General features: G+C 55.2%; 22 protein-coding genes. 15 read left to right on the forward strand and 7 right to left on the reverse strand.

From position 1 onward, the window contains the following. The first annotated feature begins 277 nt into the window (after nucleotides 1–277). Genes B3Q33_RS09890 through B3Q33_RS09915 form a run of 6 tightly spaced genes read left to right on the forward strand, consistent with a single transcriptional unit; the run spans nucleotide 278 to nucleotide 6055 of the window. Nucleotides 278–754 carry a GspH/FimT family pseudopilin gene (locus B3Q33_RS09890; protein ID WP_272974946.1) on the forward strand — a complete coding sequence of 159 codons (477 nt, stop codon included), beginning with the start codon at nucleotides 278–280 and terminating at the stop codon, nucleotides 752–754. Beyond that, nucleotides 745–1275 carry a type IV pilus modification protein PilV gene (gene pilV / locus B3Q33_RS09895; RefSeq protein WP_272974947.1) on the forward strand — a complete coding sequence of 177 codons (531 nt, stop codon included), beginning with the start codon at nucleotides 745–747 and terminating at the stop codon, nucleotides 1273–1275. Before B3Q33_RS09890 ends, pilV begins: the two co-directional genes overlap by 10 nt. Continuing rightward, the gene (locus B3Q33_RS09900) at nucleotides 1275–2048 is read left to right on the forward strand and encodes a PilW family protein (protein ID WP_272974948.1); all 774 of its coding nucleotides are present in this window, start codon (nucleotides 1275–1277) and stop codon (nucleotides 2046–2048) included. The genes pilV and B3Q33_RS09900 overlap by 1 nt, the downstream gene beginning before the upstream one ends. Beyond that, entirely contained in the window at nucleotides 2045–2581 is a 537-nt protein-coding gene (locus B3Q33_RS09905) for a PilX N-terminal domain-containing pilus assembly protein (protein WP_272974949.1), read from the forward strand. Before B3Q33_RS09900 ends, B3Q33_RS09905 begins: the two co-directional genes overlap by 4 nt. An 11-nt stretch (nucleotides 2582–2592) precedes the next feature. Beyond that, nucleotides 2593–5598: a PilC/PilY family type IV pilus protein gene (locus B3Q33_RS09910; RefSeq protein WP_272974950.1), complete on the forward strand. Its 3006-nt coding sequence runs from the start codon at nucleotides 2593–2595 to the stop codon at nucleotides 5596–5598. 10 nt (nucleotides 5599–5608) lie between these two features. Continuing rightward, a complete protein-coding gene (locus tag B3Q33_RS09915) occupies nucleotides 5609–6055 on the forward strand; it encodes a type IV pilin protein (protein WP_272980214.1) in 447 nt (148 codons plus the stop codon). 46 nt (nucleotides 6056–6101) lie between these two features. Here the strand turns inward: B3Q33_RS09915 and B3Q33_RS09920 are convergent, their stop codons facing one another. Continuing rightward, the gene (locus B3Q33_RS09920; protein ID WP_272974952.1) at nucleotides 6102–6599 is read right to left on the reverse strand and encodes a GspH/FimT family pseudopilin; all 498 of its coding nucleotides are present in this window, start codon (nucleotides 6597–6599) and stop codon (nucleotides 6102–6104) included. Between the two features lie 71 nt (nucleotides 6600–6670). On the opposite strand from B3Q33_RS09920, the gene B3Q33_RS09925 reads away from it, so the two are divergent. Then, on the forward strand, nucleotides 6671–7768 hold the full coding sequence (locus B3Q33_RS09925; RefSeq protein WP_272974953.1) for an NAD(P)/FAD-dependent oxidoreductase: 1098 nt from the start codon (nucleotides 6671–6673) through the stop codon (nucleotides 7766–7768). Here the strand turns inward: B3Q33_RS09925 and B3Q33_RS09930 are convergent. The 3 genes from B3Q33_RS09930 to B3Q33_RS09940 form a co-directional block, all read right to left on the reverse strand. Next, complete coding sequence (locus B3Q33_RS09930; RefSeq protein WP_272974954.1) at nucleotides 7717–9102, reverse strand: sigma-54-dependent transcriptional regulator; 1386 nt, start codon at nucleotides 9100–9102, stop codon at nucleotides 7717–7719. The genes B3Q33_RS09925 and B3Q33_RS09930 overlap by 52 nt on opposite strands. Before the next feature lie 12 nt (nucleotides 9103–9114). Beyond that, complete coding sequence (locus B3Q33_RS09935; protein WP_286827507.1) at nucleotides 9115–10599, reverse strand: sensor histidine kinase; 1485 nt, start codon at nucleotides 10597–10599, stop codon at nucleotides 9115–9117. A 61-nt stretch (nucleotides 10600–10660) separates the two neighbouring features. Next, nucleotides 10661–10930, reverse strand: coding sequence for a PP0621 family protein (locus tag B3Q33_RS09940; protein ID WP_232222144.1), 270 nt, complete (start codon nucleotides 10928–10930; stop codon nucleotides 10661–10663). 66 nt (nucleotides 10931–10996) lie between these two features. Between B3Q33_RS09940 and B3Q33_RS09945 the strand changes: the two genes are divergently transcribed. Next, complete coding sequence (locus tag B3Q33_RS09945; protein WP_035250057.1) at nucleotides 10997–12622, forward strand: NAD+ synthase; 1626 nt, start codon at nucleotides 10997–10999, stop codon at nucleotides 12620–12622. Between the two features lie 115 nt (nucleotides 12623–12737). On the opposite strand, the gene B3Q33_RS09950 is transcribed toward B3Q33_RS09945, so the two are convergent. Beyond that, entirely contained in the window at nucleotides 12738–13553 is an 816-nt protein-coding gene (locus tag B3Q33_RS09950) for an outer membrane protein assembly factor BamD (RefSeq protein ID WP_035250059.1), read from the reverse strand. A gap of 70 nt (nucleotides 13554–13623) precedes the next feature. On the opposite strand from B3Q33_RS09950, the gene rluD reads away from it, so the two are divergent. The 3 genes from rluD (at nucleotide 13624) to clpB (ending at nucleotide 18301) form a co-directional block, all read left to right on the forward strand. Continuing rightward, the gene (gene rluD, locus B3Q33_RS09955; protein WP_035250061.1) at nucleotides 13624–14598 is read left to right on the forward strand and encodes a 23S rRNA pseudouridine(1911/1915/1917) synthase RluD; all 975 of its coding nucleotides are present in this window, start codon (nucleotides 13624–13626) and stop codon (nucleotides 14596–14598) included. An 86-nt stretch (nucleotides 14599–14684) separates the two neighbouring features. Then, nucleotides 14685–15440: a peptidoglycan editing factor PgeF gene (pgeF, locus tag B3Q33_RS09960; protein WP_272961745.1), complete on the forward strand. Its 756-nt coding sequence runs from the start codon at nucleotides 14685–14687 to the stop codon at nucleotides 15438–15440. A gap of 275 nt (nucleotides 15441–15715) precedes the next feature. Beyond that, nucleotides 15716–18301, forward strand: a complete 2586-nt coding sequence (gene clpB, locus B3Q33_RS09965; protein WP_272980339.1) for an ATP-dependent chaperone ClpB — start codon at nucleotides 15716–15718, stop codon at nucleotides 18299–18301. Nucleotides 18302–18344: 43 nt separating this feature from the next. Here the strand turns inward: clpB and B3Q33_RS09970 are convergent, their stop codons facing one another. Continuing rightward, nucleotides 18345–18806, reverse strand: a complete 462-nt coding sequence (locus tag B3Q33_RS09970; RefSeq protein ID WP_272961748.1) for a DUF4124 domain-containing protein — start codon at nucleotides 18804–18806, stop codon at nucleotides 18345–18347. A 458-nt stretch (nucleotides 18807–19264) separates the two neighbouring features. Here B3Q33_RS09970 and B3Q33_RS09975 point away from each other — a divergent pair, with 458 nt between their 5' ends. Both B3Q33_RS09975 and ilvN read left to right on the forward strand, forming a co-directional pair. Then, the gene (locus B3Q33_RS09975; protein ID WP_035250067.1) at nucleotides 19265–20986 is read left to right on the forward strand and encodes an acetolactate synthase 3 large subunit; all 1722 of its coding nucleotides are present in this window, start codon (nucleotides 19265–19267) and stop codon (nucleotides 20984–20986) included. Beyond that, nucleotides 20986–21477: an acetolactate synthase small subunit gene (gene ilvN / locus B3Q33_RS09980; RefSeq protein ID WP_035250069.1), complete on the forward strand. Its 492-nt coding sequence runs from the start codon at nucleotides 20986–20988 to the stop codon at nucleotides 21475–21477. Before B3Q33_RS09975 ends, ilvN begins: the two co-directional genes overlap by 1 nt. A 254-nt stretch (nucleotides 21478–21731) precedes the next feature. Here the strand turns inward: ilvN and ilvY are convergent, their stop codons facing one another. Continuing rightward, nucleotides 21732–22616 (reverse strand): HTH-type transcriptional activator IlvY, encoded by an 885-nt coding sequence (gene ilvY / locus B3Q33_RS09985; RefSeq protein ID WP_272961749.1) that lies wholly within the window; start codon nucleotides 22614–22616, stop codon nucleotides 21732–21734. Nucleotides 22617–22774: 158 nt separating this feature from the next. Here ilvY and ilvC point away from each other — a divergent pair, with 158 nt between their 5' ends. Both ilvC and pssA read left to right on the forward strand, forming a co-directional pair. Continuing rightward, nucleotides 22775–23791, forward strand: coding sequence for a ketol-acid reductoisomerase (gene ilvC, locus B3Q33_RS09990; RefSeq protein WP_035250094.1), 1017 nt, complete (start codon nucleotides 22775–22777; stop codon nucleotides 23789–23791). A gap of 96 nt (nucleotides 23792–23887) precedes the next feature. Then, nucleotides 23888–24667: a CDP-diacylglycerol--serine O-phosphatidyltransferase gene (gene pssA / locus B3Q33_RS09995; RefSeq protein ID WP_035250072.1), complete on the forward strand. Its 780-nt coding sequence runs from the start codon at nucleotides 23888–23890 to the stop codon at nucleotides 24665–24667. Nucleotides 24668–25063: the final 396 nt, after the last annotated feature.

A 25063-nucleotide genomic window follows, 5' to 3' on the forward strand; every position in this document is an offset into this window, starting at 1 on the left:
GTCTGTTTAAAATGATAATTTTGCACCCGTCTAGGTTTTGCTGCCTCCTGGCCCCCGGGATAGTGCAGTAATGCTTTCCACTAAGGTAAAAGTTGCATTGGTGTACGATTAAAGTGTGAGTGCCGTCACACCCTAAAGTACCAAAATCCATTATTTTTCAGCAGCTTATACCGTCCAAGGTGGTCGACAGTCCGTTTGTCCTCGGTTGATTGATGGCGCCTATGGAATTGCTAAGCTGAACTCAACGCAATTCTCAAGCCCAGACAACCGGACTGAAATGATGACAAAAAAAAGCAGGCAGCGAGGCTTCTCACTGGTCGAAATGATGGTTGCGATCATCATCCTCGTAGTGCTGGGGTCCATTGCCGTTCCCGCTTTCCGCAACGTTGGTGCAGGTAATTCACTGCGTGGTGCGGCCAGTGAGCTGGTTGCTGCTCTTGGGACTGCTCGTACTCAGGCAGTAAACCTCAGAGTAAACGTCCAATTATCTGCGGTTAGTGGTGGGGACTGGAGTCAGGGCTGGCTTATTTCATATCCGGCCGGTGCCCCGGAGGAGGACCAAAGCTTTGCCATTTCACCGGATGTAACCGTGACGCGTTCCGGCTCTGGCAGTTTGACTTTCCAGCCAGATGGTTTTGTCAATCAGGCTGACAGCTTCATTGTCTGCGACTCTGTGCGAACAGGAGAGACGGGTCGAAAGATTTCTGTTTCTAAGGTCGGGCGAATGAGTAATGAGGATATCACGTGTTCCTGAAAAAAATGGTAGTTAAAGCTGCGCAGCGCGGTGTCGGTCTTGTTGAAGTCCTTGTGGCTCTCTTGGTGCTTGCAATCGGCGTTCTGGGCTACGCCGGGATGCAACTTTCAGCGTTAAAAGGTGCTGAACTGGCAAATAACCGAGCTCAGGCAACACTGATTGCACAGGATGCGCTGGAACGTTTGCAGGTAAATCCAAATTTGCCGGCTTACATAGCGGCGGCCTGGCCTACAACGCCAGCAGCTGTTGGCTCAGCGCCCAATGCCTATGCAACCTGCACCGGGGTTGGTGCAGGTTGCAGTAGCGCTCAGATGGTTTCCTGGGATGTTAATCAATTATCTTGGATGGCTGGGAATTTGTTGCCAGAAGGATTGGTTGCCATTCAATCCTGCCCTAATAGTGGCCTGAATTGTGTTGTTGTCAGTTGGGATGGGATGAAGCCTTCAGAGTGCGTAAAGGCAGGAGGGGAGGTTAATACCGATACGGATTCTTTCTGTGCGGTTATCGAGGTGCTCCGCTAATGAAAACGATGAAAAAACAGTCAGGCTTCAGTTTTGTTGAATTAATGGTGGCAATGGTTGTTGGATTGGTTGTGACCGGTGCAGCACTTCAATTGCTGATAACCAATAACAGAACTTTTGCCCTGCAGCAGGCAACGTCGCGTGTACAGGAAAATGGCCAGCTTGTTATGCGCTTTCTTGTGAGGGATGTGCGGCGCACAGGCCTTGATCAGAACGTAGCTGCGGCCGTGCCTAACGGGGTGTTGTTTGTTCCTGCCGCAGGCTTGCCTGCTTCAAGTGATGGTGCCACAGACCGTATAACTATTGCCTATCACGGTACGACGGATTGTGAAGGCGGCGGCGGGGGGGGCATTGTTCAGGTCGTTAATAGCTACTATGTGTCAAATGATGGCTTGTTTTGTAATGGAAATCTTTCTGGAGGCGCGGGTATAGAGCTGGTTTCCGGGGTTGAAGGTTTTAAGGTTAAGTATGGAATTGATGAAAATCCGGATGGTGCTTTGGGAGTAACTACCTTTGTGGGAGCAGCAAATGCTAGTGGCTATATAACTCAAGCTCAATCAGATGCAGGTGTTCCTGGGGCTGTGGGAACTATTGTCGCTGCTAGGCTGGCGCTGCTGTTGAGCGAGCGGAGTGAAGCGTTGCCTGGTGGTGGAGAGCAAACATTCTATTTGCTGGGAAACAAAATTACCAAATCGGATACTGATGCAAAGGCTGTTCGTAGGATGTTTACAAGCACAGTTCAGTTGCGAAATGTTGATTGGGAAACGCTATGAAAAAAAATGCGATTTCGCGTGGATATAGTCAGCGTGGCGCAGCATTGATTGTTGCGCTGCTTATTCTTGTCGTGGTTTCTGTTCTGGGTGTTTCTGCAATGAAGACAAGTATGTTTGCGGCCAAGGTGGCAACAGGAACGCAGGCAGATGCCATGGTTTTTGAGGCTGCGGAAAGCTCAGTGGCAGATATGTACAACACTATAAACAATATGGATGAAGTCGCATTGACGGCGTTTTTGGTTGATCAGGTTGTGGCGAGACGGTGTTTGCTGAATTCAGGTGGAAGAGATGGTGCCTGCAGCAGCGGTGATTCGATGGATGCCAGAAAAGTTATTACAGCATCTGCTGGTGCATCTGAAGACGGGTATGAACTGATTTCCGGGAACCAAGTTAGTGCAACCGGTAATTCAGCAACATTCGTGGACTACTCAATTAACGTACAGGGTGACGCTGTTATGGACGGCTTTAATATTAACGATCGTCATCTACAGCAACTATTGAAGACTGGAATCCTTCCAGGCTCAGAAATGTAGCGGGGGACATTATGAAAAACGACATGTCTATCTTAAAAGGAATGGCGCTTTTGCTTGTGCTGGTTTTGTCTCCGGCATGGTTGTTCGCCGATGACACTGAGATATTCTTTGCGCCTGCAGAAGTTGGCAATAGTGAAAATGAAACTATTGCCAATGTAATGGTGCTGCTTGATACCTCTGGCAGTATGCGCAGTTGTGCTGAAAGTAGCGCCAGCTGGTGCTCAGATGTTGAAAATCGCCGTATCAACATGCTCGAAGATGCAATGCATCTTCTGATCGACTCGGTACCAGAAAAAGTCAACATGGGTATTGGGCGGTTTCGTCACGGCTACAATTGTGCAGATGATCGCTACACCTGCGGTGGCTATGTATTAATGCCGGTAACCCAGGTAAACGATAATTCCAAGCGCGCGCTTAAAGAGGCAGTTTCAAGCCTGAATAGTGCTGGTGATAATGCTTCTGGATCTAATACTGGAGCTCCATATGGTAGTACTCCAACTGCTGAAAGTTACTGGGAGATGGGGCGTTACATGCTGGGAGCACCCCCAGGCTCAGCGGAGTATGGTAATAGCGGTAATGACGACAATACTCGCTCTGTATGTACCGAGTTTGAAGAAACCGAAGAATGCGAGATTGTTGATGAGTATGGTTGGGAAGATATCTCCGATAGGTGTAACCGTAATCGCCCTGATTGCCGACGAATTTGTACTTCTCCTTGGGGATGGTGCTGGGGTAACAGTGGCTACACTTACCAGGAATATAAACTTATAGGGCAAAAAAAAGAGTGTGAGATTACTAACGCGTGTGTAAATAGTCAGGATATTGTGGGCTCTGATGGCCGTTATGTGTCACCGATTAACTTAGAGAACCAGTGCGAGTCTAACCATATCGTCATCTTCACTGATGGTGACCCAAACGATATCAACTTACCTGATCATAATTTTTATGCCTGTAATGGTTCTGGGAAATCGGACTCTTATGAGTGTCAGGCGGCGATCTCTCAGTATTTAAACAGTGAAAGCAATTATATTGGCCGATCTATAAAAACCTATAACGTTGGTTTGTATATGGGTCAGAATAGAGGGGATATGGAAAAAGTCTCTTCTGACGGCTCTGAAGGCACCTATACGGCTGATACTTCAGATGCGCTAGCTAGTGCCTTTCTTAAAGTGTTTGATCTGATTGATGAGGATTCTCGGACGTTGTCCGCCCCTGGTGTAGCGGTAAACCAATTAAACCGGTTTGAGCATCTTGACCAGCTTTATTATGCGGTTATTCAGCCTGCTTCCAGTAGTTTCTGGGAAGGAAACCTGAAGCGCTATCGTCTTTCGGGGGATAATGTCACAGATGTTTCCGGTAATGATGCTATCGATGATGAGACAGGCTACTTCAAAGAGACCGCAAGAAGCTGGTGGAGTGATGAAGCTGACGGGCCAGATGCTACCCAGGGTGGCGCTCGGCAGGCTAACGGTGAAGGCTTCCTGCGCACCTTGTATTATAACGAAGGCAGCGCAATGACGACTTTGCCTTGGGGTTCTGTTGGAAGTGGTGCGTATGATAATGAGTTTTTCGGCCTTCCAGAGAATGCCAGTGACGAAAAGTTGGAGCAGCTTGCCAGTAAGCTAAAAGTGCTTTGGGGTGATCCGATGCACAGTGTTCCGGTTTTGGTTGATTACAGTGGCGACAATGTGGTCTTTGTTTCCACCAATGGTGGCATGTTGCACGCAATAGATGCCAAAACGGGAAAAGAGATTTACTCATTTATGCCCAAAGAGTTTCTCTCCAGATCCAACCTTTTTACAACTGATCGCCCGTCATTGGATCAAAATAACAATCGTCAAATATATGGTTTGGACGGTAGCTGGGTCGCACTGAAAAAAGATGGCAAAAAGCTCCTTTTTGGAGGAATGCGGCGAGGCGGAAACAGTTACTATGCTCTCGACGTTACATCAAGAACGTCACCAAAACTGCTCTGGAAAAAAACGATCACGGATAGCGGATATTCGGATTTGGGTCAAACCTGGTCTACACCGACCCCAGCAAGAATTGGAACAAAAACGGTTCTGATTTTTGGCGGCGGCTATGACACCAGCCATGATGCAAGCGGTGGAATGAGAAGCAACGGTGACGATGCTGGCAATGTTGTCTATATTGTAGATGCCTTAACGGGTGATGTGCTGTGGTCCGAAGATTTGGCATATTCCGTACCGAGCAGTATAGCTGTCGTTGATAAAAACGCAGACGGTTCTTCTGACCATCTTTATTTTGGTGATACGGGCGGCCATTTGTATCGCGTTGATATTGATGAGGATAATATTGGAGCAAGCAAGGTGCATGTTTTGGCGGACTTGGGCGGGAGTTATGCGAACAACCGCCGTTTTTATGAAGCTCCCGCAGTAGCTTATGTGGAGCACAAGGGCGAAAAACAGCTTTATCTGACAATTGGGTCTGGCTATAGAGCTCACCCTCTGGACAAAAATACGAATGAAGCTTTTTTTGTTATTCGTGACGACAGCGCTTACAAGGACTCTGCTCCAGAAAAAGAGCTGGAAATTGGTGATTTGGTCAATGTAGGTGTAGGGAATCCCGTGAAAGGGGATTCGCCGGGCTGGTTCTACTATCTTGATGTTGCACCTGGTGAAAAAGTGATGTCATCACCGGTGGTATATGACAATACCGTTTTCTTCTCTACATATTCCCCGGTTGGCGGTACGAATGAAGATAGTCCATGCGCGGTTAGCCTTGGAAGTGCCTATTTGCATACGGTCAATCTCATTACGGGTGATCCTGCAAAAATCAACAATGATGGCTCTGTAGCTAGTGATCGTCAGGAAGAGTTGCTGCAACAGGTGCCGCCGCCGACGCCGGTTCTATTTATGGACGAAGACAAGATCAAGGTGGTTGTCGGTACTGAGGTGCCTGCAGAGGGTACGCCGCGAGATCAAAGGCTTCGCAAAACGCAATGGCGCCAGTTAGAGCCTAATGAAGCGAATGTAATCCCTGTTTCTAAAAAGTAGCGGAGTGGCCATGAGTGCCTATAACTATTCTCAAAATGAGCGCCGCTCAAAAGCGGCCGCTGCCGGCTTTACTTTGATCGAGATACTCATAGTGGTTGTGATAATCTCGATATTGCTGGCAATCGCGTACCCTGCATATACAACGTATGTACAGGATGCGCGTCAAGAGGCCGGTAGGGCTGTGCTCCTGGACTGGGCTTCTGCTCTGGAGGGGTATCGTGGAAAGCACTTCTCTTATAATGGTGCCAGCTCTATGACTGGCACACTTGTGCCCGAGTCGGTTGGACACAAGCATTATAATTTCACAATTTCTGTACCCTCGGACCATAAATACACGATCAAGGCGACGCCTTATAGTGCGATGATGAGTGGTACAGAAACGATGGTGCTGGATAGTCAGGGTAATGCTTGTGCCGCTGTCGGGGGTTGTACCCCTTCTAGCGGCAGTAGTTGGTAGACGGTAAACAGGAATAGTCCAGACATTTCTGGACTATTCCTTTTTTTTAGATTTTATGGCAGTCAGTTCCCGCTTTCTCAATACGGGTTCTTCCAATCCAGTTCATAATTATTTTTCTTCCTTTGTTGCCATTGCAAATCAGGAAATGCCCGTTCTGGAATCGGGTTGCCCCTCTGTTTCTATAGCGTAAATGTGTGCCTCTGAATCGTTTCCATTCCAGCCAGGTGTCGCTTGGTAATTTTACATAATGATGTATTTCGCTTTTTTCTAGTGCATTGTTCATGTTCGTATCTCGCCCCTCTATCAATATTGTGGTTCTTTTGAAGCTACTGCATCCCCGCTCTCCATCGCAGATGAGTCGGTTCCCATCCGTCATAGCATTGGCTCTGGCCTCTCTGATTAATCCAGCTACACTGTTGGTGGCAGCTATAACCCGATATTCTTGAATCATTGGGAGGCCAATATTGTGCGCAATCATTGCCAGCACAGAAAGTGTGCTTAATGCCGTAAGGCACTCAAGTAAAGTAAAGCCTGTTTTTTTCATGGTTCTTTATCCGAAACATCGATATGGCCGGGTAGAACTTGTTTTATATATGCAAGATGTCATGAGCTGAAATGAGAGAAGTCGTAATTGTTGGTGGTGGTATTGTCGGTTTATTGGGTGCGTTCGAGCTCACAAAGCGTGAGATCTCCGCCACAGTGATTGATGAATCAGAAGGCGGGTTGGCGTCCTGGGCAGGTGGAGGAATTCTCTCGCCACTTTATGCGTGGCGCTACTCTGATGCGATGAATCGCCTGACCTTCGATGCCATGGCCCGCTACAGAGAACTCTTTAGTGAACTTGTCGGACGCTGTCTGGAGTGGTCTGATTTGCATCAAGGTGGTTTGTGGGTGCATGTGGACACTAAGGAAATGAACACGGTAAAAGACTGGGCTGGTAAATGGGGGGTGCTATCAGAGACGCTTTCTGGAAGCGTTTTGTTGCCGTCTTTTCCTTTTTCAGAGGGTGTCTTCTTTCCTGATTTGGGCAATGTCAGAAACCCGCGCTTGTTAAAAGCTTTGAGAAGCTATCTGACGTCCAAAGGGGTCTCGTTTATAAAGGATAAGGTGGTTTCACTTTTGCCAAAGCAAAAAGGTGCGGCACTGGAAACTCAGAATGGATTGGTTTTGAATGCAGAGAATGTGATTGTCTGTGCAGGGGTAGGGAGCAGCAAGCTTCTTTCAATGTTGGGTGTGTCTTTGCCAATGTTTCCGGTAAAGGGAGAAATGCTGCTTTATTATCTCACGCCAGGTAGAGTGCCTTCAGTTATGCTAACTCAATCAGGCTATCTGATCCCTCGTGCGGATGGTGCTGTGCTGGTTGGCTCTACGTTGATTAGAGGAGATTACACTACCTACCCGACTGTGCCCGGGCGCTATCAGCTTGAGGCAGTGGCGGCAAATCTTCTCCCGGAATTAGCGAGCCGTACACCCGCCCATCATTGGGCAGGCGTACGCCCCGGGAGTGAGGTGGATCACCCATATATTGGCGCCGTGCCGGGGTGCAATGGGGTCTTTGCTGCAGCAGGCCATTATCGTAATGGTTTGGTGTCTGCTCCGGCCACGGCAGAGCTTCTCGTGCAGATGGTGTGTGGAGAACGACCAACTATTGACCCTGCTCCCTACTCGCTTTCTCCTGGGCTTCGATCAAGGTCCAGTTTCTTCAATCGGTAACGTAAAGACCGGAATGTCATGCCCAGTTTTTTTGCTGCAGCTGTTCTGTTCCAGTGCGTTGCATCCAGAGCCTTGAGAATTTCCTGCCTCTCGATGTCTTGAAGAAATTCTTCGAGAGGCTGGCCTAATGGACGCTCTGGAGAGGTACAGGTTTCCAGTGTCGTTGCCGTGGCGGCTTTCGGGAGTGTGTCCGTTTGCAGCCTTAGATGCTCTTCCTGGATTTCTTTCCCATCACATAAAGTCAGGGCTCTTTCCAGAGTATTTTCCAGCTCCCTGACATTGCCTGGGTAGGTATATTGTTCCAGGGTTTTCATGGCAGAGGCGCTGACGATTGGCGGGGCGATTTCCCAGGCTTCGCTGAGGCGCTTGAGAATGTGGCCGACCAGAGCAGGAATATCTTCCTGGCGTTCGCGCAACGGGGGGACGTGCGCCTCGATGACATTCAGCCGATAGAAAAGATCTTGCCGGAAGCGCCCTTCCGCCATTTCTTGAGCCAGATCCTTGTGGGTAGCGCAGAGGATACGAAGATTGACCTGAAACTCCCGGGGCTCACCCACCGGGCGAACGGATTTTTCCTGAATGGCTCGCAACAGTTTAACTTGCATGTGCAAGGGCAGGTCGGCCACTTCATCCAGAAAAAGGGTGCCGCCATCGGCTTCGCGGAATAGCCCCTTGCGGTCTTCCACGGCCCCGGTGAATGCCCCTTTGCGATGGCCAAAGAATTCGCTTTCCATCAACTCCGACGGAATGGCCCCGCAGTTGACGGCGACAAAGGGTTTTTCCCGTCGAGAACCCAGGTTGTGTATCAGGCGGGCAATACGCTCCTTGCCGCTGCCGGATTCGCCGCTGATGTAGATTGGCGCCTGGCTGCGTGCCAGTTTGCGGACCTGGGCTTTCAGGGCGCGCATGCTCGGCGCTTCCCCGATCAGGTTGTCCTCTTCCTCGTGGTGGTCTTCCACTTCGTTGATGTCCAGCCCGTCTTCAATCAGCTGGCGAAGTCGATCCAGTGACACAGGCTTGGCAATAAAGTCATAGGCCCCGTACTTCATGGCATCGGTGGCGGTTTCCATGCTGCCATAAGCCGTAATGACGGCGGTGGGCATTTCCGGGCAATGCCTGGCAATAAACTGCAGCAGCTCGAGCCCGGTGCCATCACCCAGATTCATATCCGTCAGACAAAGGTTGAATCTGCCATCGGCAAGGGCCGCTTTGGCTGCGCCAAGCGATTCGGCAGCTGTGGCCTTGAGCTTCATGCGCCCAAGGGTGATGACAAGCAGTTCGCGCAGATCGGCTTCGTCGTCTACAACCAGTACGTGTGGGGTGTCAGCACTCATAATAATATCGTGTTATTGAAATTGTCGGTGCGGGTGGGCAAAGGTTATCACAAAGCTGGCCCCGTTCGGGGTGTCTTCCAGATCCAGGGCTGCCTGGTTGGCTTGGCAAAGCTCCCGGCAAAGATAAAGCCCCAGCCCATTGCCGTCATTGGCTGTTGTGTAGAAGGGCTCAAAAAGGTGCCGGGCGGTCTCGGCGGGTATGCCATTGCCGTTATCCCGGATTCTGAGCCAGGGGAGACCCGTTTGTTCATGACTGCCGCATTCCAGGTCAACCTTGCACTCTTCGCCTCCATGCTGAAAGGCATTGCGGATAAGGTTGTCGACGACCTGGGTCAACTGGTTGCGATCAAAGCGTACTTCTACATCGGACTGGCAGGCTTTTTTCAGGCTGTTGTTCGCGTAGCCCCGCAACGCCCATTGCTCACATAATTCGTTGAGAAAAGGCGCAAGGCCAAAGCGCTCGGCCTGTCCTTTGCCCCGGCGAGAGAGATCGAGCACGTCGTGAATGATGCCATTCACGCGGCCCACATGGTTGCGGATGATGCCGAGTAAATGCTGATCCTCCTCGCTGGCATTGCCGTCCAGGAGCAGCTCGGTGGCATGGTTGATCGCGCTTAACGGGTTGCGAATCTCATGGGCCAGGGTGGCGGACAGTCGTCCCAGTGATGCCAGGTTCATCTGTTGCGCTTCCTGAGCGACTCGGGCGCTGTCTTCAAGAAATAATAGAGTGAGTAGCTCATGGTCCGTCTCCAGCGGGGCAAACCGGGGACTGAGTACCGGCGACTGTTCCGAGGTTCTCAGCGTAGCGAGGGGCAGTAGAGGGTTGTCTTGCCAGCGTTGATAGCGGCTAACCAATTGTTTGGGTAACTGGTTGCCTAGCATGGGGGTGCCAAACAGGCTATTGGCTGCCTGGTTGGCCATCAGAATCCGGAAGGATTCATCAAACACCACCACGCCAGTGCGCATGCGCTGCACAATTTGCTGGTTAAGGGCTTCCAGGCGTTCGATGGCGACACGCTGTCGCTCAGCAATGCGCTCGCTTTGCTGCAGACGTTGGGTTATTTGCTGGATGATCAGCGACACCATGAAAAAGGCGATACCCAGCAGGCCGGATTCGGTTAGCAGGAAAGGGGAATCCGACATGGCCTGAATGGAAAAGTAGAACTGCTCGAACATCATGGCCAGGGTGGCCAGGGCGGCGATCAAAAAACCGAGACGTCCGCGTAGCAGGATGTTGCCGGCGGCCACTGTAACCAGAAGCAGTACCGCCAAGCCGCCCTCAAGACCACCGTTGGCGTGGACAACCAGGGAGAGCATGGTCAAATCGGTAATCAGCGAGGCGGGCTGAGCCCAGGCCGGATAGGCGCGTTTTTCGGCGCGAAAGTCCAGGGTGGCTGATGCCAGCGTGAGCCCCAGATAGACAAAAAGCGTGGTTTCAAACAATAACGGCAGATGGGTGCCGATAAGGGGCTGTTCCGGCCCAAAGTGGAGCAGCATCAGACTGCAAGCAATGGCAATCCGATAGACATTATAAATACGGGCGGGCGTCCATCCCTGGCTAGCGGTCATTGTGTTCCAGATACAGGCGTTGGTGCTTCTGGGAGCAAAAGTGCAGCCCATTGTGAGTGAAGGCTTCCGGGGCAGGAACGTGCACGCCACACTGGGCGCATTTGAGCATGGCCTGGGCGTCCTGACCGTTACCAGAGTCGGAACTGTCGCGACGGTTTGCCTGCGAGAGCAGGTTTTTCACTACCCGCCAGGCCAGGTAGACCAGGGCGGCAATAACCAGCAGGCGAATCAGGCCCATCTTGTTCTCCTTGTTTGTCATGATGCGTTCATCGATTGCCGGCTAAAGAGTACAATCAGCGCTCACTTGAGGAAAGGCCGGTTAATCATGCGGATTATTATGGCCCAGCAGAATGCGCTGGTGGGCGACATTGAGGGCAATGCCCAGCGGGTGATCGATGCGGCAGACGAGGCTCGCCGTCTGTTGGGCGCTGATCTGGTACTGTTTCCGGAATTGATGCTGACGGGGTATCCGCCAGAGGATCTGCTGTTGCGTCCCAGTCTCAACAGCCGTGTGGATGCCGCGCTGGAGACCATTGGTGAGAAGATCACGGTACCGGTGGTGATTGGCTACCCTGCCGTGCGCAATGGCCAGCGTCGCAACGCCGCCGGGGTAGTATTTCCTGGCGAAAACCGCCCTCGCCATGAATATTTCAAGCAACATCTACCCAATTACCGTGTGTTCGACGAAAAACGCTATTTTCAACCGGGTTCCGAGGCCTGCACCTTTGAGCTGGATGGCTGGACCCTGGGCCTGACGATCTGCGAGGACATCTGGCATAGCGGGCCCGCATCCCAGCTGCAGCAACAAGATGTGGATCTGGTTCTGAACCTGAATGCGTCGCCGTTCCGGGCCAACAAGTTTCAGGAGCGCCTGGAGCAGGTAGAAGCCCGCAGCCGCGAAACCGGCCTGCCGATTCTCTATTGCAACCTGGTAGGTGGCCAGGACGAGCTGGTTTTTGATGGTGCATCGTTTGTTTGTGACAGCCAGGGGCGCCGTTGTGTACAGGCTGCCAGCTTTACCGAGGCGTTGGTCCCGGTGGACCTGCAGTGCAGTGACGGACACTGCGAGCCGGTGGGGGAGCAGCTTCCGCTCCCCGGGCTGGAAGAAAGCCTCTATCAGGCGCTGGTGCTGGCAACCCGGGATTACGTGAACAAGAACGGTTTCAAGGGGGCGCTGCTGGGCTTGTCGGGTGGGATCGATTCGGCCCTGACTCTGGCGGTGGCCGTGGATGCCCTCGGTCCGGATCGGGTAGAAGCGGTGATGATGCCATTCCGCTATACCTCAGCCATGAGCCTGGAGGATGCCGAGAAGCAGGCCCTGACTCTGCGGGTCCATTACCGCGTGCTGCCCATCGAGTCTGCTTTCAATGGGTTTATGGATATTCTCAGTGAGTCATTTGCCGGGCAGGAGAAAGATACTACCGAGGAAAACCTGCAGGCGCGCTGCCGTGGGGTCCTGCTGATGGCGCTATCCAACAAAAACGGGTCTGTGGTGCTGACAACCGGCAACAAGAGTGAGATGGCAGTGGGTTATGCCACGCTCTACGGGGATATGGCAGGTGGCTTCTCGGTGCTGAAGGATGTGTTCAAGACCATGGTTTACCGCCTGGCCACGTGGCGCAACCAGCAGGCCGGCGTGGAAATTATCCCGGAACGGGTTATCACACGCCCGCCATCGGCGGAACTGGCACCCGACCAAGTGGACAGTGATTCCTTGCCGGGTTACGACGAACTGGATGCGATTCTCGAGCGCTATGTGGAGCAGGACATGAGCGCCGAAGCGGTAATCCGTGACGGTTTTGATCGCGAGAATGTCTACCGGGTCGTCAAGCTCACCGATCGCAACGAATACAAGCGCCGGCAGGCTGCGGTGGGTCCCCGCGTCAGCCGCCGGGCTTTCGGCAAGGATCGCCGTTACCCAATCACCAATGGCTGGCGACCGGGGGACTGAGAGCAGTTACAAGCTACAAGGAAAAGCAAAGTCAAAAAAAAGGTGGCTCCGAATATTAGTCGGTGCCACCCTTTTTTAGCTAGAAGCTAGAAGCTAGAAGCTAGAAGCTAGAAGCTTACAGAAGGTCAAACGTCAGCAAGCTCAGCAGCCCGTCATCCTCGTCCGGCCACCAGGCCAGATCGACTTGCTTGTCGTTGTCCAGAAATTTGCTGTCCGGCCAGTTCAGCGCCAGTACATCACGACTTTTCTCTGCCAGTTCCGGTTGCTTCAGGCGCTGGTAGCCTTTCGCCATGATGGCGAGGGCTTCGGGTACGGCAGGGGTCTGCTGGTAGTGCTTGACCACATACTGGGCCCGGTTGATGGAAGCGATGATGGCGCCGCGGCGCGCATAGTAGCGGGCCACATGGAGTTCCTGGCGGGCCAGCTGGTTACGAATGTGGACCATGCGTGAGCGGGCATCCGGCGCGTATTCACTGTCCGGGAAGCGGTTCACCAGGCGCTCGAAATCCCGAAACGCGTCCTTGGCGGCGCCCATGTCCTTGCTGGACTTGTCGGAGCTCACCATATTGTCGAACAGGCCCTTCTCCATATTGAAGTTGGCCAACCCGCGCATGTACAGCGCGTAGTCCATGCGCGGATGTGCCGGGTAATTGCGCATGAAACGCTGGGCCGCGACCACGGTGGCCGGGTAATCCACCGCCCGATACTGCGCGTAGATCAGATCCAGAGCTGCCTGCTCGGCAAAATCACCGTAGGGAAAGCGGGCTTCCAGCTCCTTGAGCTGATCGATAGCGGTCAGGTAATTCCTGGATTCCAGCGACTCGCTGGCTTCCCGGTACTGGTCCACCTCGGTAAGCTCCGGGCGCTCCTTGTTGCTGGCACAGCCGGCGAGTAGCAGCAGGCCAAGCAATGGCCATAAAAGACGTGGCATTCTTTCCTCGTTAAACGGTTACAATGACGGGCTAGGTATTTAGATACGGCATTTAAACACAGGTTGCACTATGGGACATCTTGGCGGCGAGAAAATTCAGCGCAGTGAGCAGGTCCGCGCAGATCAGACGGGACAGCGGGTCGACCAGGCCGCTGCCGAGCTGTTCGAGGGGTTTTCCCGCTCGCGGCTGCAGGGCTGGATCAAGGACGGGGTGCTGACGGTCAATGGTGCCAAGGTCAGGCCCAAGGACAAGCTGGTCGGCAATGAGAGCCTGACCCTGGAAGTGGAGATCGCGCCGGAACTGGACGATCAGCCCCAGTCCATTGAGCTTGATGTGGTCTACCAGGATGACGACCTGATCGTGATCAATAAACCCACCGGTTTGGTGGTGCACCCGGCAGCAGGGCATGCGGATGGCACCTTGCTGAATGGCCTGCTGCATCTCGACGAGCGTCTTAGCAGTCTGCCTCGAGCGGGTATCGTCCATCGGCTCGACCGGGATACCACCGGCCTGATGGTGGTGGCTCGCTCACTGGAAGCCCACCAGAGCCTGGTGGCCCAGCTGCAGGACAAAAGCTTGTTCCGTCAGTACGAAGCCATTGCTGTGGGGGTGATGACCGGCGGTGGCAAGGTGGATGCGCCCATGGGGCGCCACCCGGTGGATCGCAAGAAGCAGGCGGTGGTGAAAACCGGGGGCAAGAACGCGGTTACCCATTACCGCGTACTGGACCGTTACCGGGCCCACACTCGCATCAAGGTGCAGCTGGAAACCGGCCGTACCCATCAGATTCGGGTGCATATGGCCCATCGTAATTACCCCCTGGTGGGCGATCCGCTCTATGGCGGTCGTCTCAAACAGCCCGCTGGCGCCAGCGAAGCCCTGCGTGAGGCTCTGCGGCGTTTCCCCCGTCAGGCTCTGCATGCCCGCAAACTTGGCTTGATTCACCCGGCCACGGGCGAATACTGTGAATTCGAGGCACCGCTACCTGAGGATATGCAGGGGCTCATTCAGGTGCTGGAAGAAGACGCTAACTCGCAGAGCTGAAATCGCCGCAGGCGATATCCGCCACAAAGCAATAAATGGCGGATGTGCCTAGGGTATGTCTGCGTGACCCAATCAGGGCTGTACCAATGACTTTACCTAGCCGCTCCAAATGGATCTGGCCAGACTGGCAGCCGCACCCCCACGTGCGTGTGGCTGTGACCACCCGGGCCGGCAGCCATTCCCCGTCCCCCTGGAATGGCTTCAACCTGGGCATGAACTGCGGGGATCAGACTGCGCGTGTGGAGCAGGCGAGGCATCACGTGGAAAAGCTGCTGCAGGCAGATCATCCGGTGGCCTGGCTGAAACAAGTCCACGGCAAGCGAGTGATTCGGGCGGGTGAATCCGATAACGAGGCGGATGGCGCCTGGACCGACCAGCAGCGCTGGCCTTGTGTGGTGCTTACCGCAGACTGCCTTCCGGTGCTGCTGGCGCGTACCGATGGCAGCGCTGTGGCAGCAGTGCATGCGGGCTGGCGTGGCCTGCAGGCGGGTATTGTCGCTGAAGGGGTGAAGAGTATTGCCCCGGCTGGCGAGCCTGTCAGTGCTTGGCTGGGCCCGGCTATCTGCGGGAAATGCTACCAGGTGGGCGACGAGGTTTACCGGGCCTTTGTGGCTGCCCACACTGATTTCAAAGGCGCCTTTCAGGCAGATGCCTCGCCCGGCCATTGGCGCTTTTCCGTCGCTCAGGCTGCCATGATAGAACTGGCTCGTCTGGGCGTAGAGGATGTTCAGGGTGGCGAGCTCTGTACCGCCTGTGATCTCACGCGCTTCTATTCCTTCCGCAAGGAAGGTGACACGGGCCGGTTTGCTTCTCTGATCTGGCTCGACGAAGAAGGCAATTGATAATTGAGAATGGATAATTGATAGCTGCGCGAGACAGGCTATCCGTTGTCTGGCGCTATGAGGCCGCGTCCAGTGATTGGGTGCGGCCTTTTTGCTGGAAGAACTCCGCTGCGCTTTTATTGAGCGTTATCAATTATCCATTCTCAATTATCCATTAGCCTTGAATCTGGCTCAATCGGACCCATTAAAAGGTCAGATGATTGATAACCGGTGATCGTGACTGGCTTGCCGACAGGGGGCCGGAATGCGGATCACAACCGGATAGGAGTGCCCAAATGCGAATGGATAAACTCACTGCCCGCCTGCAGCAAGCGCTGTCAGACGCGCAATCCCTGGCCGTGGGGCAGGGCAATAGCACGATTGAACCGGTCCACCTGATGCTGGCGCTGATGCAGCAGCAGGGTGGGGCGGCCCGCCCTTTGCTGGAAAAAACCGGCGCTAACAGTGGTGATGTGATCACCGCCTTGAATATGGCCGTGGATAAGCTGCCCACGGTGAGTGATTTCAATGGTGATGTGCAGATGGGGCAAGCCACAGGTCGCCTTCTTAACATGGCCGACCGCGAGGCCCAGCAGCGTGGTGACCAGTATCTGTCCACGGAAGTGGTATTGCTTGCAGCCTGTGACGATAACGGCGAGCTGGGCAAGCTGATGAAGCACGCCGGAGTCACCAAAAAGGTGCTGGCGGCGAAGATCGCCGAGGTGCGAGGTGGAGAGGCTGTGGACGACCCCAATGCGGAAGACAAGCGCGAGGCGCTGGACAAGTACACGGTGAATCTCACCGAACGGGCCGAGTCAGGCAAGCTGGACCCGGTGATCGGCCGTGACGACGAAATCCGCCGTACTATCCAGGTGTTGCAGCGCCGTACCAAGAACAATCCGGTACTTATTGGCGAGCCCGGGGTGGGCAAGACCGCCATCGTGGAAGGCCTGGCCCAGCGGATCGTCAACGGCGAAGTGCCGGAAGGTCTGAAGGACAAGCAGGTGTTGTCCCTGGACATGGCGGCACTGATTGCTGGCGCCAAATACCGGGGCGAATTCGAGGAGCGGCTCAAGGCTGTCCTCAACGAACTGTCCAAGCAGGAAGGTCGCATCATCCTGTTTATTGATGAGCTGCATACCATGGTCGGTGCCGGCAAGGGTGAAGGCTCCATGGATGCCGGCAATATGCTCAAGCCGGCACTGGCTCGCGGCGAGCTGCACTGCGTGGGTGCGACGACGCTGGATGAATACCGCAAGTACATCGAAAAGGACGCGGCCCTGGAACGCCGTTTCCAGAAGGTGCAGGTGGATGAGCCCACGGTGGAAGACACCATCGCCATCCTGCGTGGCCTCAAAGAACGCTATGAGGTCCACCACGGTGTAGACATCAGTGATGGCGCCATCATCGCGGCGGCAAGGCTCAGCCATCGCTACATTACCGATCGGCAATTGCCGGATAAGGCCATTGACCTGATTGATGAGGCAGGCAGTCGCATCCGCATGGAAATTGATTCCATGCCGGAGGAAATGGATCGACTGGACCGCCGCCTTATCCAGCTCAAGATGGAGCGCGAGGCACTGCGCAAGGAAGAGGATGAGGCCAGCAGGAAACGTCTGGAAAAGCTGGAAGACGATATCGACGAACTGGAAAAGCAATATGCGGATCTGGAGGAAATCTGGCAGGCCGAGAAAGCCGCGCTGCAGGGTGCTCAGGAGTACAAGGCAGAACTGGAGCAGGCCCGCGTCGAGCTGGAGCAGGCCCGCCGTGCCGGGGATCTGAGTCGCATGTCAGAGCTGCAGTATGGGGTGATTCCTGAACTGGAGAAAAAGGTTCAGGCTGCCCAGGATCAGGAAGAGCAGCACTCCCAGACCGAAAATCAGTTGCTGCGCAACAAGGTGACCGACGAGGAAATCGCCGAGGTGGTATCCAAGTGGACCGGAATTCCTGTTGCCAAGATGCTGGAAGGCGAGAAGGACAAGCTGCTGCGCATGGAAGAGGCCCTGCACCAGCGGGTAGTGGGTCAGGCGGAAGCGGTGGAAGCAGTGGCCAATGCGGTGCGCCGTTCCCGGGCTGGCCTGTCTGATCCCAATCGTCCCAATGGCAGTTTCCTGTTCCTCGGGCCCACCGGGGTGGGCAAGACCGAGCTCTGCAAGGCGCTGGCGAACTTCCTCTTCGATACCGAAGAGGCGATGGTGCGCATCGACATGTCCGAGTTCATGGAGAAGCACTCCGTGGCGCGGCTGGTGGGCGCCCCCCCGGGTTATGTGGGTTACGAAGAAGGCGGTTACCTGACCGAGGCCGTGCGCCGCAAGCCTTACTCTGTAGTGTTGCTGGATGAAGTGGAAAAGGCGCATCCGGATGTGTTCAACATCCTGTTGCAGGTGCTGGACGATGGCCGTCTCACGGATGGCCAGGGCCGCACCGTGGACTTCCGCAACACCGTGGTGGTGATGACTTCGAATCTGGGCTCCGACCTGATCCAGAAACTGGCCGGAGACAACGATTATGAGGCCATGAAAGCGGCGGTCATGGAGGTAGTGGGCAATCACTTCCGTCCGGAGTTCATCAACCGGGTGGACGAGACCGTAGTGTTCCATCCGCTGGCCAAGGATCAGCTCAAGGGAATTGCTGCCATTCAGCTGGATTATCTGCGCAAGCGGCTGGCTGAGCGAGACATTCGCCTCGAGTTAAGCGATGCGGCCCTGGATAAACTGGTGGAAGCCGGCTTCGACCCGGTCTACGGTGCCCGACCGCTGAAGCGGGCCATACAGCAGCAGCTGGAAAACCCGCTCGCTCAGTCCCTGCTCAGAGGGGAGTTTGGCCAGGGAGACACCATCTCGATAGATGTGGATGGAGACCGCTTCAGTTTTACGCGGTGAGGTGAGAGTGCAGGGAGCCCTGTCAAACAGGGCCCCTGTATCCTTAATTCCGGGTGCAGTTTTCCAATGCCTTCTGGCTATTCTGGATCATCTTTTCTCTTTCTTCCTGGTCCAGGACTTCCATTTCTCCGGTTTCCGGATTCTTCCTACGAACAATGGGTTTGTTTTTCAGAGTTTCGAGATTCTTGCGGTGTTGCTCGCAGCGCTCCTGAGCGAGTTCATCCGGTTCTGATTTCAGGCGAGTTTCCTCTTCCGCTGCCTTTGCGGCTTCCTCTTTGGCGTTTTCGCGAGCGTTTCGTCTCTCATCCAGGGCTTCCAGCTCACGATCCTGATCCGAGCTGGCATTGGCGCGGGTGTTCACTTCTGAGGAGGTCGTGCCCTGCGGCGGGTTGGCACCGTAGTGAGTCACCCCCTGATCATCGACCCACTTATAAAACTTGGCTGCCGAGCTGGCGCTGGCGAGGATAAGCAGAAGGCTGCCAAGCAACAGGCTGAATTTGTTCATAATGTCGGTCTTCTTATTTGGGTTGTTTTCAACTCTCGTACTTTAGCATGACGGGTGAAGGGGATTTTCTGCAACCCAAACCCGACGGAGGGCTTTGATTCATCGCACATTTCTGACAAAATTAAACCTTTCCGGAGATCGGGACCCGCATTCGCTTACCGGCGTGTGTGAGGCCGGGACCCGGGGCACCGTTACCGCGATGTCCTGCCAGCAGTATCACTGCACTCTCGTCCCGCTGTGGGAGCCTCCGGAGGTTTCTCATTCCTATAAAGCGGGAGTAATCCCTCTTCAGGTCTGCATTGCCTCCGCGTTGCCCTCCCGGCCTGTGTTCGTGTCGGCCACCTCCGACAGGACCCCAGAGCACCCACATATGGTGCTTTATCCACAGGCAGCAAGTTGTAAACCCCGTCCCGCTGCATGGCAGTGGGTTGTATGCATTCTGATTTGAGGTAGCAACCGTGGAAATGTTATCCGGCGCGGAGATGGTGGTCCGTGCGCTGCAAGACGAGGGAGTGGAGTACATCTTCGGGTATCCCGGAGGGTCCGTACTGCACATTTATGATGCATTGTTCCAGCAGGACTCTGTCAGCCACATTCTGGTCCGTCACGAGCAGGCAGCCACTCATGCGGCCGATGGCTATGCCCGTGCTACCGGCAAACCGGGTGTGGTCATGGTGACCTCCGGCCCCGGTGCCACCAACGCTATTACCGGTCTTGCCACCGCCTTCATGGACTCCATTCCCATGATCGTGTTGTCTGGCCAGGTTCGCTCCGACTGGATTGGCGATGATGCCTTCCAGGAAACCGACATGATCGGTGTGTCCCGCCCGGTGGTGAAGCACAGCTTCATGGTCCGCGATGCCAAGGACATTCCCGAGATCATGAAGAAGGCGTTCTACATTGCCACCACCGGCCGTCCCGGCCCGGTCCTGATCGATATTCCCAAGGATCAGACCGCGCCGAATGTGAAGAACCCCTACGAATACCCGAAAAAGGTCAAGATGCGCTCCTACGCGCCGGTCAGCCGTGGTCATTCCGGCCAGATCCGCAAGGCGGTGGAAGAGCTGATGAAAGCCAAGCGTCCGGTGATCTATGCCGGCGGTGGTGTGATCCAGGGTGAGGGTAGCGAGCTACTCACCAAGCTGGCCCATCGGCTGAATTTTCCGGTGACCAATACTCTGATGGGATTGGGCTGTTTCCCGGGCACTGATCCGCAGAATGTGGGCATGCTGGGCATGCATGGCACCTATGAAGCCAACATGACCATGCATAGTTCCGACGTGATTCTTGCCGTGGGTGCCCGTCTGGATGACCGGGTCACCAACAACGTGAAGAAATTCTGCCCGGGCGCCAAGATCATCCACATCGATATCGATCCGGCGACGATTTCCAAGAACATCATGGCGCATATCCCCATCGTGGGGCCGGTGCATCAGGTGCTGGAAGAAATGCTGACGATGCTGGACGAACACGGTGGCGAGCCGGATCGCAAGGCTCTCGAGCGCTGGTGGGAAGAGATTGAAGGCTGGCGCAAGGTGCATGGCATGCGCTATGAGACCAATGAAAACGGTCCCATGAAGCCCCAGCAGGTGGTGCAGGCGTTGTACAAGGCCACCAAGGGTGATGCCTATGTGACCTCGGACGTGGGTCAGCACCAGATGTTTGCTGCCCAGTACTACCAGTACGACAAGCCTCGTCGCTGGATCAACTCCGGGGGGCTGGGGACCATGGGCTTCGGTCTGCCTGCCGCCATGGGCGTGCAGTTTGCATTCCCTGACGCCACAGTGGCCTGTGTGACCGGGGAGGGCTCCATCCAGATGAATATTCAGGAGCTGTCCACCTGCCTGCAATATGGTCTGCCGGTGAAGATCATCAACATCAACAATCAGGCCCTGGGCATGGTGCGTCAGTGGCAGGACATGCAATACGGTGGCCGTCATAGCCAGTCCTATATGGAATCTTTGCCTGACTTTGTGGCCCTGGCCGAGGCTTATGGACACGTGGGCATGAAAATCACCAAGTTCGAAGATCTGGAAGGCGCAATGGATGAAGCCTTTGCCCTTAAGGATCGTCTGGTGTTTATGGATATCTATGTCGACTCCACCGAGCACGTGTACCCGATGCAGATTGCAGACGGATCCATGCGTGATATGTGGCTGAGCAAGACGGAGCGGACCTGATGCGTCGAATTATCTCTATTCTGATGGAAAACGAGCCGGGCGCACTGAGCCGGGTGATTGGTCTGTTCTCCCAGCGTGGCTACAACATCGAAAGCCTGTCGGTGGCGCCCACCGAAGACAGCACCCTGTCACGGCTGACCCTGACCACCTTCGGTAATGATCTGAAGATCGAGCAGATCACCAAGCATCTCAACAAGCTGATCGAAGTGGTCAAGCTGGTGGATCTCACCGAGGGTGCTCACATTGAGCGCGAGCTGATGCTGATCAAGGTGAAAGCCACCGGCGCCCAGCGCGCTGAGGTGAAGCGCAGTGTGGATATCTTCCGTGGGCAGATCGTGGATGTGACCAGCACTGTCTACACCGTTCAGCTTACCGGTGCTTCCGACAAACTGGACGCCTTTATCGGTGCCATCGGGGAAACCCAGGTGCTGGAAGTCGTGCGTTCTGGCGTGTCCGGGATCTCCCGGGGCGAGAAGGTGCTGAGCCTGTAAAACGCTCGACGCCTGCTGCTGGGTGCGAGACGAAAAAGCCGCTCTTCGGAGCGGCTTTTTTTGTGTCTCTTGTTTTGTCTGTAGAAGCGTCGCGGGCGCCGCGATAATCGACCTCAGAGCAAAGGCATTTTCACCACAGAGGGCACCGAGAACACAGAGAAACCCCTTCCTTTTCCTCAGTAATCTCTGTGCCCTCTGTGGTAAATCGCTCTTGTTTGGGCTTTTGGCTATCGCTCCGCCTGTGCTGCCATCCCTTATTCCGGTAGTTGCGACCAGAATGCCTGAATCAGCGGCTCCTCCCGCCGGCGCTCCTGGGTAAACAGTCCTACCTCGTAGGGCGCTAGCGCAGGCTGTACATCCAGGGGGCGGGTGCGGCCGGCCAGCGGGCTGTTGTCCAGTACGATCTTCGGCACGATGCCCACCCCGAATCCCAGGCTGACCATGCTGACGATGGCCTCATTGCCTCCCACCTGGGCGTAGATGTGCGGCTTCACTCCCAGTTGTCGAAACCAGCGATCCACCCGCTCCCGGGCCAGGCCCTCCTCGGAAAGAATCATGGGAACCTCTTCCCAGGCCGTTTTGCTGGCGGTGCCGCTGAGCCGCTCAGCCAGCTGGGCCTGGCCGGCCTGAGCAATAAACAGCAGCGGGGAGCGGGCGATGGGGCGGAAGGCGATACCGGCGGGCAGGTGGTCCGGGCGGGCGCCGATGGCGATATCCTCCTCGCCATGCTGGATGCGCTGTACTGCCTGCGCCGGGTCACCGGTGTGCAGCTTCAGCTCGATGCGCGGGTACTGGTGGCGAAAGCTGCTGAGGATGTCGTAGAGGAAGCTGTAGCTGGCGGTCACCGAGCAGTACAGGCTCAGCTCCCCCTGCAGCACGCGCCGGTCTTCCTGCAGGGCATGACGCAGGTTGTCCCAGCGCGTCAGCGTGTCGCGGGCGTATTCCTGAAAACGCTGGCCTTCCCGGGTCAGGGTGACGCTGCGATTGTCCCGGTAGAACAGCGGCACGCCCAGCTCATCCTCCAGTTGCTGGATGGTGCGGCTGAGCGTGGACGGACTCACATGACACATGGTGCTGGTGCGGCCGAAGTGCAGGGTGTCCGCCAGGGTCAGGAACAGGCGCAGGGGTTTGCTATCCATGGCTCTCTCGTCGTTGCGATAATCGCAATGCTATGTTTCAAATATATCATTTTACGCAATGCGGCGGATAGCCTAGAGTGGCTGGCCTGTCCGGGCAGGCTCCCTGAGTGCCTGCCTGTCACCGATTTCCGTTATCTGAAAGAGCCAGAGCTATGAGCATGCAAGTGTATTACGACAAGGATTGCGATCTTTCCATCATCCAGGGCAAGAAAGTGGCCATCATTGGTTACGGCTCCCAGGGGCACGCCCACGCCTGCAACCTGAATGATTCCGGTGTAGACGTGACTGTCGGTCTGCGTGCCGGTTCTTCTTCCATCGCCAAGGCCGAAGCCCATGGCCTGAAAGTTAGCGATGTACCGGCTGCTGTGGCGGCTGCTGATGTGGTCATGATCCTGACCCCGGACGAATTCCAGTCCCAGCTGTACCGTGACGAAATCGAGCCGAACCTGAAAAAAGGCGCGACCCTGGCGTTCGCCCATGGTTTTGCCATCCATTACAACCAGATCGTGCCGCGCGCTGATCTGGACGTGATCATGATCGCTCCCAAAGCACCGGGTCACACCGTGCGCACCGAGTTCACCAAGGGCGGCGGTATTCCTGACCTGATCGCGATCTTCCAGGACGCGTCCGGCAATGCCAAGAACGTGGCTCTGTCCTATGCCTCTGGCGTTGGTGGTGGCCGTACCGGCATCATCGAGACCACCTTCAAGGACGAGACTGAAACCGACCTGTTCGGTGAGCAGGCGGTTCTGTGTGGCGGTGCAGTCGAGCTGGTGAAAGCCGGTTTCGAGACCCTGACCGAAGCGGGCTACGCGCCGGAAATGGCCTACTTCGAGTGTCTGCACGAACTGAAGCTGATCGTTGACCTGATGTACGAAGGCGGCATCGCCAACATGAACTACTCCATCTCCAACAATGCGGAGTACGGCGAGTACGTGACGGGCCCGGAAGTGATCAACGACGAATCCCGTGCGGCCATGCGCAATGCCCTGAAGCGTATCCAGAGCGGCGAGTACGCCAAGCAGTTCATCTCTGAAGGTGCCCTGAACTACCCTTCCATGACGGCAGCCCGTCGCAACAACGCGGCTCACCCTATCGAGCAGGTGGGTGAGAAGCTGCGCGGTATGATGCCGTGGATCCAGGCAAACCAGATCGTCGACAAGAGCAAGAACTAAGAGCTTGTTTCGATCATCAAAAAACGCGGCTTCGGCCGCGTTTTTTGTTTGCGGTCACTGCGTTAGACTAGTCACACCCAATTTGGATGGACCACCATGCAGGATAACGACAAGACAACCACCCCGGAGCAGCCCGACACCTTTGAGGTGGTGGAAGCCGAGCATCGTACCGGCGCCCGCCACAAGGGGGTTTACCTGCTGCCTAATCTGTTTACCACCGGCGCCCTGTTTGCCGGCTTCTATGCCATCGTGGCGGCCATGAACGGCCTGTTCGAGCATGCCGCTATCGGCATTATCGTGGCCGGCATCCTGGATGGCCTTGATGGTGGGGTGGCCCGACTCACCAATACCCAGAGCAAGTTTGGCGCAGAGTATGACTCCCTGTCCGACTGCGTGGCCTTCGGGGTGGCGCCGGGACTGGTGGCCTATTCCTGGGGGCTGTCCGAGCTGGGTAAGTTCGGCTGGATGGCTGCCTTTATCTATGTCGCCTGTGCTGCCTTGCGCCTGGCGCGCTTCAACGTGCAGGCGGAGAGCACTGACAAACGCTTCTTCATCGGCCTGCCAAGCCCCACAGGGGCCGGTCTGGTGGCGACCCTGGTGTGGCTGGGGGCCAGCCGTGGCATGGACGGTAACGACATCTCCTGGCTGGTAGCGCTGGTGGTCGCTGGTGCGGGCCTGCTGATGGTGTCCTCGGTGAAGTATCATTCCTTCAAGGAGCTTCATATCGGCCGGGTCCCATTCAAGGTATTGCTGGGGGTTATCGTGGCGTTTGCCATCGTGTTCCTGGATCCTCCCCTGGTGTTGCTCACTGTAGCTATCGTGTATGTGACGGTGGGGCTATTGATGAGTCTCTGGCGATTGCGTAAAGGGAGCTGATCTCCGCAAATCGTTGACGAAGGGCGCCATGACGGCGCCCTTTTTCGTTTCTGTGCTGGGGTGAATACCTGGGAAATGTCTTTTTTTGCGTATTATTGCCTTGGGGCTAAGAGAAAAAGGCTGAAATAGGCCGATTCCTTTCCTGTGGTCGGACTGAGGATGTATCGCTAAGCAAATGAATCTGCTCAAGAAACCACCGTATACGGGCCTTTTCGGTGGTTTTTTGCCCGTGATGCCTAAAAGGTGACCGTTTGATAAAAAAGTGATGAAAAAAGTGTTGACGGTCCCCGGGAAATCTCTAGAATGCGCCTCCACAGACACGGCGGACACGGCAACACGCCAAGGACGCAGTGAAAGAAGCCAAGGCTTCCAAGCTCTTTAACAATCAGGCAAGCA

This window comes from Alcanivorax sp. UBA3183 (assembly GCF_002364155.1).
Classification (GTDB): Bacteria; Pseudomonadota; Gammaproteobacteria; order Pseudomonadales; family Alcanivoracaceae; genus Alcanivorax; species Alcanivorax jadensis.